The sequence below is a fragment of the Bacillus sp. FSL W8-0770 genome (assembly GCF_038008705.1).
Classification (GTDB): Bacteria; Bacillota; Bacilli; order Bacillales; family Bacillaceae_G; genus Bacillus_A; species Bacillus_A cereus.
Map to the genome: position 1 here is coordinate 993,013 of NZ_JBBOZR010000001.1, position 16,613 is coordinate 1,009,625.

Consider the following 16,613-nt stretch of genomic DNA (forward strand, 5'->3'; position numbering starts at 1 on the left):
TTTTTGTTTCATGATTAAAGTTAAAATGAAGAAGAGTTGATGGCGTATTATAAGTACAAAAAATAAGCAAAACGTTATTGTAAAAGATGCTAGGATTGGGGGTATTGCACGGGAATTTAGATACTAAGCAGCCGCACCCGCTTATTTCAAATATAGTATATATCGTTTTCAAGGAGAAAAGTAAGAAATACAGCAATCTTTATATTTGTTTAACGAGAGTGTTAACTTTATGATAAATAAAAAAATTGTTATTTGAGGTAAGGGGAGAAATAATGGTATGAATAACGAGAGTGTATAGTTTATAGAAATAAACGATTGAGCATGTAAAGGGTTGTATTACATAAAATTTATAATGAATAGAGGCGGTTACATTATGTTTTGGTTAGGGTGTTTTTTAGGATATATTGTAGGTTCAGTTATTACATGTGCTCTACTTTACTATGGGTATAGATCCAATGAAAATAAAAAAGTGGATATACAAAAGAGGGAGGAGAGGAAAGTCAATAAAAAAGGTGTATAGGATGTGGAAGGTAAGGTGATAATGTTGATGCAACAATAAAGGACAGTACATATTTTATATGACGATTATGTACTGTTCCGCTTATTCTTTTTGGATTATGAAAAATTGTTGCCTGTCTTGCTATAAATTTCATAGGCGAAATAACCAAATAAATAGCCTATTCCAGACCCTAAACTAATGGAAAACAGTGAGAAATCTGGGGAAAACATACCGGAAATCAAACCAATCATACAGCCGACAAGCATTCCCATAGGTATGAAACTATCTAATAACAGTTGAGCTTTTTGAGATTTTTTCTTACCTAATTTTCCGTTCTTATATTTATGTTCCAATCTTTTAATTACAAATACTACAATTCCACCAACTATTACAACAGGCGCGATTGCCGTGATTAGCCACATGTGAAAATCTCCTTTCACCTTTTAATAGGATTATACCAGATACTTACAATTAGGTGTTCCTAAACGTACTATCTAGTCTATTTAAATGGCCAATCAAAAAGACTCCTTCAATTGTAGTCAGTAACCCGTCAAAAAAACTTTCCCTTTCGTTTTCTCCGCAGATTGCACAACATCAACCGCCGTTTTCACATCCGCTAAGTCATATGTAGAATGGACTTTCATAAAACGTAATTGCTCATTTTCTACTAGACGAATTAAGTGACGAAACGTCTCCTGCCATTTATATGCTGACACATTTTTATTCCAATGTCGTAAATGAAATATGTTTGCGTGTACTTTTGCTTTTGTGACAATCTCGGCCCAGTTCACTTGTATTCCTGATAGAAGACCGATCGTTAAAAAATGCCCGTTTGGACGTAAGGAAAAAGCTAATTCATTTCCATCCGGTCCTCCGATAGAATCAATCGCAGCATCCGCACCAATCCCGTTTGTTAATTCCATAACAGTTTCATAAAGCGGGGCAGTGGAAGTATCAATTACATATGCAGCACCAAGGCGCAGTAATTCTTCTGTATGCTTATTATTTCTTGTAACGGCAATTAATCGGAAATTTAAAATTTGGGATAACTGCGCAAATAGATGTCCAATAGCGGACCCACAAGCATTCACTAATAAAACGTCATTACGCTGTAAGTTTAACGTTTCTGTACAAGTAACCCACGCCGTAAGGGGATTAATATACATTTGTGCCGCTGTGAAATCATCAATGGAATCAGGAATAGGGACTACAAAATCAGCTGATGTCTTCACATATTCTTGCCAAGTACCTTCCCCGCGTAAAGGTAACACTCGTTTACCGATAAGCTCTCGAGAAACAAAAGCGCCAACATTTTCTACAATACCAACACCTTCATAGCCAGGTATGTTAGGTAAAGGAATTCTATGAGCGTATGCTCCTGTGATGGGAATTAAGTCAGATGGATTAATCGGTCTAACTAGCATACGGACGAAAACTTCATTATCTTTCAGTGGTTCTATATTTTTATATTCAACTTGTAATACGTCTTTTGGATTGCCAAACTTATGAAATTGAATGCATGTTCCAAGCAAAGTAATTTGCCCCCTTAGTTTGATTGGGTTTATTATAGCATTTTTAGTTTGGGTGGTTACTTTGTTGGTGATAAATAGGGTTTTTAATTTACGTATTTATCATAATTTTATAAAATGTGTATATAACTATAAAATGGGGGGATTTCTTCATGTGTACTAGTTTGACGTTACAAACTAAAAATTTCCAACATCTTTTTGCGAGAACAATGGATTTCACATTAGATATGAATCAGGAAGTAATAATCATTCCTCGGCGTTATCAGTGGAACAATATAACTGGTGAAACTATCCGAGCGAAAAAGGCTGTTGTCGGAATGGGAATTAATCATGAAGGAAGGGTCATTATGGCGGACGGAGTAAATGAAGCTGGTATGACGTGTGCCACTCTCTATTTCCCGGGATTCGCTACTTATAGTAACAGTATAGATAACCATAAAACGAATTTAGCGCCATTTGATTTTGTGGCTTGGAGCCTCACGCAATTTAATTCTGTTGAAGAGTTAAAAAAATCTGTTGATAACATTTCCCTTATAGATATACCATTACCAGTTTTAGGAATTACCCCACCGCTACATTGGATTTTAGCAGATAAATGGGGAGATTGTATTGTACTTGAGCCGACAACTGATGGACTAAAAATGTATGACAATCCATTAGGAGTGATGACTAATAGTCCGGAGTTTAATTGGCATTTACAAAATTTAAGACAATATATTGGACTTAAATCGCAGCCATTTGCGCCAACGGAGTGGGGAGATGTACCATTAAGTGCTTTTGGCCAAGGTTCAGGAACGATGGGACTTCCTGGAGATTTTACCCCGCCATCAAGATTTGTACGGGCAGCATATGGCAAACAAAACATTCAAGGTATAGAGAACGAAGAAGAGGGGATATCGGCTATTTTTCATATCTTATCAAATTGTGAGGTTCCTAAAGGGGCAGTAATAACAGAAGACGGAACATTAGATAATACCATCTATACGAGTGCAATGTGTATGGAATCTGGAACATATTATTACCATACTTACGATTGTAGACAAATTATAGCTATTCATTTATTCAATGAAAATTTAGATACAGCTGAGATTAAAACTTATCCGTTTCAACGGAAACAAAAAATATTTTATGAAAACTGAAGCGCCCCTGAAAAAGTGAGACTGATAAAAACACCTCCATTTAATTTGCATACTTAGTATGCGAATTTAGGAGGTGTTTTTTATCATTTACCAATATTCAGGTTTACTTCTTGCTATTCTATTAAGCCGAAGCTCTCTTCATTCTCTCAAGTAAACTAGACAACACATGCGTACGATACGATTCTAGTTTTTTACCTTCATAAGTACGGATACCTAATTTTTTAAGTTCTTTTACATACCAACCTTTGCTTCCGAAATACATGTGATCGCTCCCCTTCAACTTTGTTTTATTTATTCTGATTGCATATGGAGGTACAGGTAATATAATGAAGGAAATGAATTTCGCGCGAAAATGGTTAACTTTGTTGCAAAAGACATATATACTAAAGATAGTATACAACGAGGTGGAGAAGACGTGATTATAGAGAAGCACGAAATTCAAATTGACCAAATTACTAGCGGTAAAGTGAATATCTTTACTTTCTATCGAAATAGAAAGCAAATTGATGATCATTTTTTACGATTGCAAGAACCATCGCTTACAGCAAACTACTTCTTCCATTTTCATTTTGATGCAGAGAGCTTGCATCTACTGCAGAAAGAGTTTCCGAGCGTATATCCGTACGACGGTAGTGAAACGATTCACGACTGGACGGAAAAGATGAAAGCAGAATTGCAACATCAGATCCAAACAGGTAAATGGAATAAACGCGTACGTATCGGTAATCGTATTCTAGATGTGGTGTTTACGTGGTGTGACGAAGATATAGTAGAGTGAAAAAGAAGCGGATGACGCTTCTTTTTTTAGCGCTGGAATAAAACGAGCTTACCTGCAGTAGATGTACAGCGATGTGTTTTTTCATACAATCCTTTTTCTTGTAAGATAGATTCACCTTTTACTTTTGCTTCTTTTTCAGTTGCCGCCTCGAATGATTCGTCTAATGCTTTTGAACCATCTTTTTCAAAGACTGTTAGAACGTATACTCCCATGAAAATTCCCTCCAATAATTAAAATCAGAATCTTATAATTATTTTGACATAAAACGCTACAATATGCAAAGAAATATATGACATTGCGTGGTAAAATAGAATGAAACTTTAATTATCGAGAATATTTTTATTCTCGATAATTATTAGTTTTCAGCGATTTTAATTTTGATAAAATGAAACTTTTGAAAGATAGAAAGGATCGTTATTTGTGAAACAAGTAAAGTTTATACATGCGGCTGATTTGCATTTGGATAGTCCGTTTAAAGGGATGGAGATGAATGTTGCGCAGTCTGTGTGGGAGAGAATGAAGCAAAGTACGTTTGAATCATTTGAGCGTATTGTTGATAAAGCGATTCAAGAGCGCGTTGATTTCGTATTACTAGCTGGGGATTTGTATGATGCGGAGACGAGAAGTTTGAGGGCGCAAGTGTTTGTGCGTGAGCAAATGAAGAGACTTTCACAATACTATATCCCTGTTTTTATTATTCACGGTAACCATGATCATTTAGGGGGAAGCTGGGCAGCAATTGAGTTTCCAGAAAATGTTCATGTATTTACTGAGCCTTATGTAGAAGAGAAATCATTTTATAAAAATGGTGAGCTATTAGCTTCTATTTATGGTTTTAGTTATTTGCAGCAAGCGGTAACGGATAATATGACAGCGCAGTATACGAAAATGAGTGATGCGCCTTTTCATATTGGTATGCTTCACGGAAGTGTGGAAGGAGATGCAGAGCATAATCGCTATGCACCGTTTCAAATTCGTGAGTTGAAAGAAAAACAGTTTGATTATTGGGCTCTTGGCCATATACATAAACGTGAAATTTTATCAGAAGAACCATACATTATTTATCCAGGGAACATACAAGGTCGTCATCGTAAGGAAACAGGCGAGAAGGGTGCATACCTTATTGAACTTACGAAAAAAGGATCGCAGTGTTCATTTTTCCATACGGCGGATGTTGTGTGGGATGAGATAGAAGTGAGTATCGATGGACTTGAAACGGTTGATGAACTTATGACGAGCGTATCAAGTGCGATAAATGAATGCCGAAGAGAAGAAGAAGGGACATTATTAACTGTCATATTTACAGGACAAGGCCCACTTTCACCTTATTTGCGCGACGAAAAGCGTGTGGAAGAGATTTTTCACATTTTAGCATCTGGAGAAGAGCGAAAAGATTTCGTATATGCGATGAAGTGGAAAAATGAGACGGTTTCTTTTGCGGAAATCGAACGTTTGAAAGCGGAAAATCATTTCATCGGTAGTGTGCTAAAGGAGTTAGAAGCTTTCACTAATATGGACGGAGTATTGCGCACTATTTGGACATCTCCTGTAGCGCGTAATAGTATTGAATCTTTTACAGAAGAAGAGAAGAAAGAGATTCAAAAGGAAGCAGAAAATATTATTTTAGAACAATTATTCCAGCAAGAGAGGGATAAAAAATGAGAATTGAAAAACTCCATATTTATGGGTACGGAAAATTAGAAAATGTGGAAATGGATCTTTCCTTGCTGACAGTGTTATACGGTGAAAATGAAGCGGGGAAATCGACAATTCGCTCATTTATGAAAAGTATTTTATTCGGTTTTCCGACGAGAGGACAGCGCCGTTATGAGCCGAAAGAAGGCGGGAAGTATGGCGGTGCGATCACTGTGCAAACAGAGCAGTACGGTCGTTTGAAAATTGAGCGATTGCCAAAGACGGCAGCTGGCGAGGTGACCGTTTATTTTGAAGACGGGAAAACGGGCGGAGAAGAAATTTTAAACGATATATTAAGCGGGATGAATGAAAGTTTATTTGAATCTGTCTTTTCATTTGATATGCATGGCCTTCAAAACATTCATCAGCTCGGCGAAGCGGATATTGGCAATTATTTATTTTCGGCAAGTGCAGTCGGAAGTGATGCTCTATTGCAGTTAGATAAAAAGCTAGAAAAAGAAATGGACCAGCGCTTCAAGCCGAGTGGTCGTAAACCAGAAATTAACGTATCATTGCAAGAGATGAAGAAGCTGGAAGAGAAGATGAAAGAGTGGCAAGGGAAAATTGGCACGTATGAAAAGCAAGTGGAGCAGTTAAAAGAAAGTGAAGAGAAACTTGCTTCTGTTCGCGGGGAAAAAGAGAATGCAGAAAAGCGGAAGCAAGATTATGAAATATTAGCAGCGCTTGAGCCTCTCGTTATTGAAAAGCGTGCGCACGAGAAAGTGTTAGAGAACGAGAGCGGGCAGTTTCCTGTAAACGGAATGGCGCGTTATGAAGCAATTAAGGCGAAGATGGAGCCGCTTCAATTACAAGTTGATTCGCTCCACAAGAAAATTGAGACAGTGCAATCGGAAATTGCCTCGATTCAAATAGATGAAGAGTTTTTACAAAAAGAAAGTTATGTAGAAGAACTTCGTATGCAGCATATGTCTTACGAAAATGCACGCCAAGAAATGCGTGATTTGACAGGAAGTATTACGAATATAAAAGAAGAACTGGCAGAACTAGAGCAACAAATTGGTGCTACTTTTGAAAAGGAAACAGTTCTGTCGTTTGATATGAGTTTGGCAACGAAAGAGTTAATTACGCAAACAGTGCAAAAGGCGCGTGAATTAGAAACGCAAAAAGCACAGCTTGATGATCGTTTTAAAGTAGCGCAGGAGCAATTAGAAGAACAAGAAGAGAATATAAGACAGATTAAGCAACAAATGTTAGCGGATGAAGAGCGAAATGCGTTAGCTGAGAAAGAGAAGTCGTTCCAAGATGCGGCGTTTATCGGTATGGGCGCAGAGAGAATGAAGCGCAAGTACGAGGAAAAAGCAGGAGCGGCTATGCAAAAGAAAAAGCAGTGGCAAAGAGTTTGTCTTCTGTTACTCCTTATTAATACAGGCATTTTATTCACGAGCTTATTTATAGACAATCGCCCGCTTTTATTTATTAGTGTCATCGTATTTGTAGGGATTGTTCTCGCCCTTGTTTTATATAAAGATCCATCAAGCGGATTACAAGAAGAGCTTCTTACTCTTCAGCAAAGTGCCGGCGGGAGACAAAGTGAAGAAGCGATGTCTGTACGCTATGAGTTAGAAAAAGATGAAGAGATTCGGAAGTTATTTGAGCGCGAGTCTTATAAGTTACAGCAGTTGGAACGAGCGTATGATAAAGTCGTTTCATCGTATGAGGAATGGGAGAGAGAAACGTTCCAGGCGGGAGAACAAGTCGATGCATATAAAACGCGCTATATGTTTCCTGAATTTTATACGTATGCACACATATTGCCGGCGTTTGAGCGTATTGAAAAAATGCAGCAATTATATCGGGAGTTAGAGAAGCAAGGTACGCGAAAATCTTCATTATATGAAATGATTTCGCAATTTGAACATAAACTAGAAACTGTTATCGGTAGTGCGGAGTATAGTAAGCTACACGAGGCACAAAGCCGTATGCAAAATGAGAAAGAGAAGCGCCAAACTTGTAAGCAGTTAAAAGAAAAACTGGCGGAATGGCAAGAAGAATATGAGTTTATGCAAGAACAATTAAAGCAATTACTAATAGAACGAGATGGTTTATGGCATATTGCAGAGTCTACAGATGAAGAGATGTTTTTAGAAGCAGGTAAACTGGCGGAAAAACGTGAGGATGCAGAGAAACAAGTGGGGCGTTTATTACCGCAAATTGATCTGTTGGAACAGCGTTTAACGAGTTTATCATTAGCTGAACATTATGAAGCTGATGGTTATGAAGAGAAATTAAAGAGAGAAATGACAGTCGTGCAAAATTGTCTGGCGCAAGAGAAAGAATTGACAGAGCGTATTGCGAAACATCGTATGGAAATTGCGAATTTAGAAGAAGGTAGTACGTACGGCGATTTAATGCATGAATGGGAAATGAAAAAAGCGCAAGTGCGTGAACAAGTGAAGAAGTGGGCTGCTTATGCGGCCGCAAAGACAGTGTTAACGAAAACGAAGCACTATTATCATGAAGTTCATCTTCCTCGTATTTTACAAAAATCAGAAGAGTATTTCGTCTATTTAACAGGCGGACGCTATAGTAAAATCTTTTCACCGTCAGAGGCAGAACCGTTTATCGTTGAACGTAACGACGGTATGCGTTTTTACAGTCATGAACTAAGCCAAGCGACAGCGGAGCAGTTATATTTATCGCTGAGATTTGCACTCGCGAAAACATTCGAACATGATTATCCATTCATTATTGATGATAGTTTCGTGCATTTTGATGCGGTAAGGACGAATCGAACGATTGAACTTATAAAGGAAATTGCAAAGGATAGACAAGTCATATTCTTTACATGTCATGCGCATTTACTCGCGTATTTTACAGAAAAACAGATTATAAAATTAACACATATGCGTAAAGAAAATGAGTTGTAGTGTGCTATACTAAAAGTAACTGATTTGGTGGAGGAATTCGAATGAAAAAGAAAATTGCAGAATATGAAGTTGGTGAACAAGTCGATATTTTCTTGTTAATTAAAACAGCGACAAAAGGTATCGCAAGCAATGGAAAGCCATTTTTAACAGTAATCTTACAAGATCCAAGTGGAGACATTGAAGCGAAGCTATGGGACGTATCACCAGAAGTTGAGAAACAATATGTAGCGGAAACAATCGTGAAAGTAGCTGGTGATATTTTAAACTACAAAGGACGTATTCAATTACGTGTGAAACAAATTCGTGTTGCGAATGAAAATGAAGTAACAGATATCTCAGACTTCGTAGAAAAAGCACCAGTGAAAAAAGAAGATATGGTTGAGAAAATTACGCAATACATATTTGAAATGAGAAACCCGAACATTCAGCGTCTAACAAGACATTTATTAAATAAGCATCAAAACGAATTTTTAGACTATCCAGCAGCGACAAAGAACCATCACGAGTTCGTATCTGGACTAGCTTATCACGTCGTATCAATGCTTGATTTAGCGAAAGCTATCTCAAATCTATATCCATCGTTAGATAAAGACTTACTATATGCAGGCGTTATTTTACATGACCTTGGTAAAGTAATCGAACTATCTGGCCCAATTTCTACAACGTATACGTTAGAAGGAAATTTACTAGGCCACATTTCTATTATGGTGAACGAAATTGGTAAAGCAGCAGACGAATTGCAAATCGATGCAGAAGAAGTATTAATTCTTCAACACATCGTTCTTTCTCACCACGGAAAAGCAGAATGGGGTAGCCCAAAACCACCATTAGTAAAAGAAGCAGAAATTCTGCATTACATCGATAACTTAGATGCAAAAATGAACATGATGGACCGTGCATTAGGACGCACAAAACCAGGCGAGTACACAGAGCGTGTCTTTGCTCTTGATAATCGTTCGTTCTATAAGCCGACGTTCCATAATTAATAGTGTGAATAAAGTGGCCTCATTAAGTGTTAATACGCTTAGTGAGGCTGTTGTATAATGATAATAAAGTTATTGAATTTTGATTATTAAAAAGCTAAGAGCCTTACTACATTCTACGTAGCAAGGCTCTTTAAAGTTGTTTCAAATTACATCCATCTGTTCGTTCAAGTGTAACTATTCGCAATTATTTGATATTATACAGGTGAATAGAAAGATAAATTAAAATTTAGTTTCGTAGTTGTAAAAGGAGGTTATTTATATTATTCTCTTATAATTTTCCAAAAAGGAGAGTTTATGAAAAAGATTATTGTTTTTGTATTAACGATATTTATATTATTCTCAGGATTTGCAACACAAAGTTATGCGTTGTCAGATTCGCAATCTGCGGCAATACAAGCGTTGCTAGATGATGCCTGTCGTATATCAGGTGTGCCGGGAATGTCAATCTCAATACTTGCTGATGATGAAGTGTTCTACTTTTCTTCAGGGTATGCAGACCGTGAAAAGGGGTTGTCTGCAAGTGAAAATACACTCTATGAGTTAGCCTCGGTCAGTAAAGCTTTTACCGGTATGGGTATTATGCTATTGGAAGAGCAAGGGCTGCTCTCAATGACTGACCCTGTCCAAAAATATTTACCTTGGTTTACATTAAAGTATCAAGGGAAACCTGTTGATATGCAAAGTCTTACACTAAATAACTTTCTTCACCATACCAGTGGTCTAACAAATATTAGGCATCTTCAAAATATTCCACAAGGCAATACATCGGATATGTTGCAAAAGACTGTGGAAATGCTCGTTGATGCTGAATTGGCGTTCCCTCCCGGTGAACAGTATAACTATGGAACCGTTAATTATGACGTATTGGGTTTGGTTATTGAGATTGTGTCGCGACAAAGCTATGAAGACTTTATGAAGGAACAGGTATTTCAGCCGCTAGGTCTTCACCAGACGTATGTTTATAAAGAAGATGCTCAAGCTACTGGACAGTTGGCACAGGGCTACCGTTCTTCCTTTTTTATGACAACTCCATTTAAAGCTCCGGATTATGCTGGGAATAAACCCGCAGGCTACATCATTTCTAATACAAAAGATATGGCTCGTTGGCTGGGCATACAGATGGGTATCGTGCAGGACATACCCGAAATATTTCACACGGTTATCGAAAAATCACATAGGGGTGATATGTCTGTTTCGGCTGTCAACGGTATGTATTATGCGGCAGGTTGGTCCGTAAATGCCGAACAAACGATTATAGAACACACTGGGGGCAATCCAAATTTCAGAACCGAAGTAGTCATACTGCCAAATGAACGAACAGCCGTCTCCTTGCTGAGCAACGGCACAAATACCAATACAAACATGGTACTAAAAGTTAAAGATATATTAGAAGGCAATCTAACTCAGTCATATGAAATAAGCGGCACACAGCTTTTGGATATCATTTTGTCGTCTATCACAATTATTTTTTGCCTATTGGCCGTTTTGCTATTTCTCTTAGGATTACGCAGAAGGAGAACGAATGAGCGACAGCCAATGACAAAAAAGAGAATAACCGTAACAGTTATTTTCCTGATCGCTACGATTGCTCTGGGTATACTGTGCTGCGCTTTCGATTGGTCAACAATACTTATGTGGCAAACATATAGTGTTCTTACAGCTTTGATTTCGTCAGCATTATTAACAGCAAGCATTACATGGCTTGTATACACTCACCGATAAAATACCTCGCTCCTAAGATAAGCATAATGTTAAGTCATTAAAGTCCGATTGGTGAGGGCTGATAATCAGTGGGGGGGGGGAGAAAACCCCCACTGATTAAAGTTTCACTTTATTAAAAATGAAATAAAATAGTTAAGAAGTACGCATGGGTGTAACGAAGAACTAATAAAACATATCTTGCCACTAGAATGGGGGCATATCAACTTTTAAATTGAGTACCGCCAGCATTTCAGAAAAAATATGTTAAGCAAAAAATACAGTAAGCTGTCCATATGGGCAGCTTATTTACATAATTCTCGATATTGGAAGTTGATTAATATCAGTTCATTTGTTTTTCGAAAGGAGTTATTTTGTTCGTTCAAAGATAATATCAAAGTAATTCGCGTACCCCATAGTTGGTGGCGCAAATAGTTGATTTTATAGGGGGAAAACCTGTAACTAAAGCCTAAGATAGGTGTTTTTGTTTAAATTTTGCTTAATTCTCACTAGTAATTAACTAAAAATTTAGAAATCGTTATATAATGAATTTAATTTAAAATTAGGAGTGATTAAATTGCCAGATATGATAAACCTCGTTCTTTTCATCATTATAGCGAGGTGTTAAAACTTCTAATAGAAAGCATATTCGATTAAGAAAGAAGGGGTAGTTATGAAAACTAGTGAAGAAACGCATTGGCAAAGGTTTAAACGTAAGAGTAAATCCCCGAAAGAGTGGTTAAAGAAAGTATACGAATTTTTTATTAATGAACACGTATGGGATGCTATCTTTAAAGTGTTCCTTAAACTAGTATGGGCAGTAAAAGGTATGGGGAAAAGCTTGAAACGGGTAATAGAAAACATATTCAATTAAATTCTATTCTTTCATAATTTCCTCATACGATCGATAATTTCCAATAAATTTGTTTTATATAATGGAGTGTGAATACAACAGTTGATACAGCAATGGCTATAATACCTATATGTGCGTAAAAATTGAAGTAATCATATTTCTGGAAGAAAAATTCAAGGACAGGAAATAAAAGAGTAAGACTAGCAATTAATATTAATTGTTCTTTTTTCATTATCATGCCTCCTTCTTTGTATAATTCAGCATTGATAGAAACAATTTCTATATGAATATCCTATACATGATCAGTTAACATAACGTCCTATTATCGGTAGCAAGGAAAAAGGAGGAACCCTAATCTCACAAGGGAACCTCCTTTTTTTGTTCTATCAATCTATGCAATTTTTTATACATTCCTATTCTGGTGCGGTTTTAGGGTTCTTGTCTGTTATTGGATTAACGAAAAAACTGTATAAAATCTCGCATACTCTTAGCGTGTTTTTTTCAAAAATGCTGGCGATATCTCACATCCATCAACTTATGAATTTTATAATGTCCTCAAACCAAGAATTTCTCGTGTTTTTAGTCCAAAATGTTATTTAATAAAAAAATATCTCGAATTCGAGATAAAATACTTGCTTTTTAATCACTTGAGTTGTAAAGTGATAGTAACGAAAGTAATTGAGCCATATGAAAAACATACAATCAGTTGTTTTTGAGTTAAAAACGAAAGTAACTTATGCAGTAAAAACTAAGATGAATTTACAAAAACATAATGAGAATAAATTGAACAGCTAAAAAGCATATTATTTTTTTATCATCACTTGACTAGTAAAACGAAGCGGAGGAATTAAAAATGTATAAAATTAAAGGGCATCATCACATTTCAATGGTTACGAAAAATGCAAATGAAAATAATCACTTTTATAAAAATGTGCTTGGATTACGTCGTGTGAAAATGACAGTGAACCAAGATGATCCGTCAATGTACCATTTATTTTACGGAGATAAAACAGGAAGTCCGGGTACAGAGTTATCATTTTTTGAAATTCCTTTAGTAGGAAGAACATATCGCGGTACAAATGCGATTACTCGAATTGGATTACTCGTTCCTTCAGAGGAAAGCTTACATTACTGGAAAGAACGATTTGAGAAATTTAATGTGAAACATAGTGAGATGACAACATATGCAAATCGTCCTGCTTTACAATTTGAGGATGCTGAAGGTCTTCGCTTAGTACTACTCGTTTCAAACGGAGAAAAAGTAGAGCACTGGGAAAATTGGGAGAAATCAGAAGTTCCTGCAAAGCATCAAATTCAAGGAATGGGTTCTGTAGAAATGACAGTTCGTAGACTTGATAAAATGGCGAGTACACTTACAGAGATGTTTGGTTATACAGAGGTTAGCCGCAGCGAAGAGGAAGCAATTTTTCAGTCCATTAAAGGAGAGGCTTTTGGAGAAATCGTTGTGAAATATTTAGATGGTCCTACTGAAAAGCCGGGCCGCGGTAGCATTCACCATTTAGCAATTCGTGTGAAAAACGATGCAGAGCTTGCCTATTGGGAAGAACAAGTGAAACAAAGAGGCTTCCATTCTTCAGGAATCATTGACCGTTTCTACTTTAAAAGCTTATATTTCCGTGAATCAAACGGAATCCTATTTGAAATTGCGACAGATGGACCAGGGTTTACAGTTGATGGAGATGTAGAACATTTAGGAGAAAAACTTGATTTACCACCGTTCTTAGAAAATCAGCGTGCAGAGATTGAAGCGAATTTAGCACCTATTGAAGAGAAGTAATAGAAGAAAATATACAACTTTAACATATAAATGAAACCCATTGGAGGAATATAAAATGAACCAATTAAAAGGAATTCACCACGTTACAGCGATTACAAGTAGTGCAGAAAAAAACTATGAGTTTTTCACTCACGTTTTAGGAATGCGTTTAGTTAAGAAAACAGTAAACCAAGATGACATTCAAACGTATCATTTATTCTTTGCAGATGATAAAGGTAGTGCAGGAACAGATATGACATTCTTTGACTTCCCAGGTATTCCAAAAGGAGTACACGGTACGAATGAAATTTCAAAAACTTCATTCCGTGTTCCAACTGATGCAGCATTAGAGTATTGGGTGAAACGCTTTGACCGTCTTGAAGTAGAACATACAGGAATTAAAGAGCAATTTGGTAAGAAAACTCTTTCTTTCGTTGACTTTGATGACCAACACTATCAATTAATCTCAGATGAACTTGATAAAGGGATTGAATCAGGTACACCATGGCAAAACGGACCAGTTCCATTAGAATATGCAATTACTGGTTTAGGGCCTGTATTCATCCGTATTGCAAACTTTAGTTTCTTCAAAGAAGTGTTAGAAAAAGTTTTATTATTTAAAGAGGTTGCGCAAGAAGGAGAATTCTATTTATTTGAAGTGAATAAAGGTGGAAACGGTGCTTCTGTCATTGTAGAACATAATACGGTTCTTCCAGAAGCACGACAAGGTTTTGGTACGGTTCACCATGCTGCATTCCGTGTAGACAATCGCGCTGTATTAGAAGAATGGATTGAGAGAATCAGTAGCGTTGGACTTCCTTCATCTGGCTATGTAGACCGTCACTTCTTCGAATCATTATACGCAAGAGTTGCACCACAAATCTTATTTGAATTTGCAACAGACGGCCCAGGGTTTATGGGAGATGAGCCATACGAAACACTTGGCGAAAAATTATCTTTACCTCCATTCCTAGAGCCAAAACGTGAAGAAATTGAAAAATTAGTTCGTCCAATTGATACAGTGAGAAGTACGAAGGAATTTATTAAAGAGTAAAAATAGAGATAGTAAGTAGGAGAGCAAGTAGTTTTAGCGGAGTGCTGGAACTGCTTGCTTTTTATTTGTCCTGTTAAGTTTTCTGACAATTGTTTCTCAAGTTATTAAAAAGGAAAAGTTTGGTATAATTAATTAAAATATTTAATTTTCTGATAATTATTTTTCAATACATAGAAAAGGAGTGGTAATATACAATTTTGATAATTGTATAAAAATCCTAATTTTGTAATTTTGGAGAAAAGGGGATGCGAGTGTATGGGAGCAGATGTAGTAACGCGGGAGCAAATGAAACACTTATTGGATGATTGGTATCGTGTAATGTTGCAGCAAAATATAGAGAAGGCCACGGAAATGAAAGAGGAGATTGAAAGTAAGATTAGTGGGTTGGACGTGGATCAGGATGTATTGATTTATCATGCGTTGTTGAATTTTAGGTATCAAGTTTTGAATGATTGGGTTTCGATTAAAGAAGGTCACTTTAATCAAGTAGAACCTTTTGAAGTTCCGCAAGAAGGTTTGCTAGCTTATTATTATCATTTGTTTAAAGCGCTTTATTTTAGAATGGTTGAAAATTATGAGGAAGCTAGTAAAGAATTTGAACAGGCAGAAAAATTATTAGAATATATTCAAAATCCTTGTGAAAAAGCAGAATTTAATTATCGTTTAGGTGAATTTTACTATCATACATACCAGGAAGTGAAAGCTATTCACCATATTCAAAAAGCGAAAGAAGAATTTATAAATCATCCTGAGTACCAAATTAATGTTGCATTATGTGAAAATATATATGGTTTATGTTGCGTGGAATTAAAGCAATTTGAATTAGCTGAAGAAAGTTTTAATATTGCTTTAGATGTATTCCAAAGATTAAATCATAAAAAGTACGTTCTGATGATTAGAAACAATTTAGGTTGGTTATATGGTACTCAAAATCTATCTGATTTAGCCATTCGTCATGCTTCTGAAGTTGCTGAGAAATTACCTAAACATTATAAAGCGATTTTTACAGTGGCTGAAGAGTATTGGAAATTGGGTGAAATTGAGTTAGCGCAAAAATATATTGCGATGGGAATTGAAACATGTAACGAATTAAAAAATAAAGAATTTCAATATCGTTTTATGATATTGGAAGAATTGAATAAGGGCTCTAATGCAAATGAAATGGAGAAAATTGTATTAGAAAGCATTTCGTATTTTGAAAGTAAAAATCTGTTAGAATGTATAAAAGAATACAGTGAAAAATTAGCAATGCAATTTTATGAAGAAGGTAATCATATCAAAGCAAGTAAATATTTTTATATAAATAATAAGGCGAATAAAAAATATTTAGAAAAGGGAGCTTTGAAATAATGAAAAAACTTAGCAAATTAATAGCGGGATTAGCAATTTTGGGGGCTTTAGCCATAGGATTAAACAGCTCTACTGAATCTAATCAATACGCTAGTCGAGGAGATACGGGTGGAGCACCAGCAAGACCAGACTACGTTAACATTAGTGACACAGGCGGAGCACCAGCAGATAATAAAGGCGACGGCGGAGTAAGCCAACTATAATAACAAAGAAAGGGACTTCAACATGAAGTCCCTTTTTCTATTTTTAGGCCATGTAGAGAAAAGAATTGACTTACTTTAAATGTGTAACTATAATAGTTACAGAATAACCATTAGTAATAGAAATGAGTTATATTTTTTTAGTATAATTGTAACTGTTTTAGTTA

General features: G+C 36.2%; 16 protein-coding genes. 11 read left to right on the forward strand and 5 right to left on the reverse strand.

Annotated features, from left to right (window positions below):
• Positions 1–615: 615 nt before the first annotated feature.
• Together NST27_RS05235 and NST27_RS05240 are read right to left on the reverse strand one after the other, a co-directional pair.
• Complete coding sequence (locus NST27_RS05235; RefSeq protein ID WP_000266269.1) at positions 616–921, reverse strand: hypothetical protein; 306 nt, start codon at positions 919–921, stop codon at positions 616–618.
• Positions 922–1,038: 117 nt separating this feature from the next.
• Positions 1,039–2,031, reverse strand: a complete 993-nt coding sequence (locus NST27_RS05240) for a zinc-dependent alcohol dehydrogenase family protein (protein ID WP_000901746.1) — start codon at positions 2,029–2,031, stop codon at positions 1,039–1,041.
• A gap of 149 nt (positions 2,032–2,180) precedes the next feature.
• Here NST27_RS05240 and NST27_RS05245 point away from each other — a divergent pair, with 149 nt between their 5' ends.
• On the forward strand, positions 2,181–3,167 hold the full coding sequence (locus NST27_RS05245) for a choloylglycine hydrolase family protein (RefSeq protein WP_000337593.1): 987 nt from the start codon (positions 2,181–2,183) through the stop codon (positions 3,165–3,167).
• Between the two features lie 121 nt (positions 3,168–3,288).
• On the opposite strand, the gene NST27_RS05250 is transcribed toward NST27_RS05245, so the two are convergent.
• Positions 3,289–3,429, reverse strand: a complete 141-nt coding sequence (locus NST27_RS05250) for a YflJ family protein (RefSeq protein WP_000273537.1) — start codon at positions 3,427–3,429, stop codon at positions 3,289–3,291.
• 153 nt (positions 3,430–3,582) lie between these two features.
• On the opposite strand from NST27_RS05250, the gene NST27_RS05255 reads away from it, so the two are divergent.
• Entirely contained in the window at positions 3,583–3,945 is a 363-nt protein-coding gene (locus NST27_RS05255; protein ID WP_000582785.1) for a hypothetical protein, read from the forward strand.
• A 26-nt stretch (positions 3,946–3,971) separates the two neighbouring features.
• Here NST27_RS05255 and NST27_RS05260 read toward each other — a convergent pair whose 3' ends face one another.
• Positions 3,972–4,157 (reverse strand): YhzD family protein, encoded by a 186-nt coding sequence (locus NST27_RS05260; protein WP_000539557.1) that lies wholly within the window; start codon positions 4,155–4,157, stop codon positions 3,972–3,974.
• Between the two features lie 208 nt (positions 4,158–4,365).
• On the opposite strand from NST27_RS05260, the gene NST27_RS05265 reads away from it, so the two are divergent.
• The 5 genes from NST27_RS05265 to NST27_RS05285 all read left to right on the forward strand — a co-directional run bounded on the left by NST27_RS05265 (position 4,366) and on the right by NST27_RS05285 (position 12,086).
• Positions 4,366–5,607, forward strand: coding sequence for a metallophosphoesterase family protein (locus tag NST27_RS05265; protein ID WP_000815711.1), 1,242 nt, complete (start codon positions 4,366–4,368; stop codon positions 5,605–5,607).
• Positions 5,604–8,528 (forward strand): ATP-binding protein, encoded by a 2,925-nt coding sequence (locus NST27_RS05270; protein WP_047385705.1) that lies wholly within the window; start codon positions 5,604–5,606, stop codon positions 8,526–8,528. Before NST27_RS05265 ends, NST27_RS05270 begins: the two co-directional genes overlap by 4 nt.
• 41 nt (positions 8,529–8,569) lie before the next feature.
• Positions 8,570–9,514: a 3'-5' exoribonuclease YhaM gene (gene yhaM / locus NST27_RS05275; protein WP_000726639.1), complete on the forward strand. Its 945-nt coding sequence runs from the start codon at positions 8,570–8,572 to the stop codon at positions 9,512–9,514.
• A gap of 294 nt (positions 9,515–9,808) precedes the next feature.
• The gene (locus NST27_RS05280; protein ID WP_000720976.1) at positions 9,809–11,236 is read left to right on the forward strand and encodes a serine hydrolase domain-containing protein; all 1,428 of its coding nucleotides are present in this window, start codon (positions 9,809–9,811) and stop codon (positions 11,234–11,236) included.
• A gap of 649 nt (positions 11,237–11,885) precedes the next feature.
• Positions 11,886–12,086 carry a hypothetical protein gene (locus NST27_RS05285; RefSeq protein WP_000858032.1) on the forward strand — a complete coding sequence of 67 codons (201 nt, stop codon included), beginning with the start codon at positions 11,886–11,888 and terminating at the stop codon, positions 12,084–12,086.
• 22 nt (positions 12,087–12,108) lie between these two features.
• Here the strand turns inward: NST27_RS05285 and NST27_RS05290 are convergent, their stop codons facing one another.
• Entirely contained in the window at positions 12,109–12,297 is a 189-nt protein-coding gene (locus tag NST27_RS05290) for a hypothetical protein (protein WP_000712159.1), read from the reverse strand.
• 621 nt (positions 12,298–12,918) lie between these two features.
• Between NST27_RS05290 and NST27_RS05295 the strand changes: the two genes are divergently transcribed.
• The 4 genes from NST27_RS05295 (at position 12,919) to NST27_RS05310 (ending at position 16,449) form a co-directional block, all read left to right on the forward strand.
• A complete protein-coding gene (locus NST27_RS05295) occupies positions 12,919–13,863 on the forward strand; it encodes a ring-cleaving dioxygenase (RefSeq protein ID WP_000276683.1) in 945 nt (314 codons plus the stop codon).
• Between the two features lie 55 nt (positions 13,864–13,918).
• The gene (locus NST27_RS05300) at positions 13,919–14,896 is read left to right on the forward strand and encodes a ring-cleaving dioxygenase (protein WP_001072553.1); all 978 of its coding nucleotides are present in this window, start codon (positions 13,919–13,921) and stop codon (positions 14,894–14,896) included.
• Between the two features lie 255 nt (positions 14,897–15,151).
• Positions 15,152–16,246 carry a response regulator aspartate phosphatase gene (locus tag NST27_RS05305; RefSeq protein ID WP_000500573.1) on the forward strand — a complete coding sequence of 365 codons (1,095 nt, stop codon included), beginning with the start codon at positions 15,152–15,154 and terminating at the stop codon, positions 16,244–16,246.
• Complete coding sequence (locus NST27_RS05310) at positions 16,246–16,449, forward strand: Phr family secreted Rap phosphatase inhibitor (RefSeq protein ID WP_000736508.1); 204 nt, start codon at positions 16,246–16,248, stop codon at positions 16,447–16,449. The genes NST27_RS05305 and NST27_RS05310 overlap by 1 nt, the downstream gene beginning before the upstream one ends.
• The last annotated feature ends 164 nt before the right edge of the window (positions 16,450–16,613 follow it).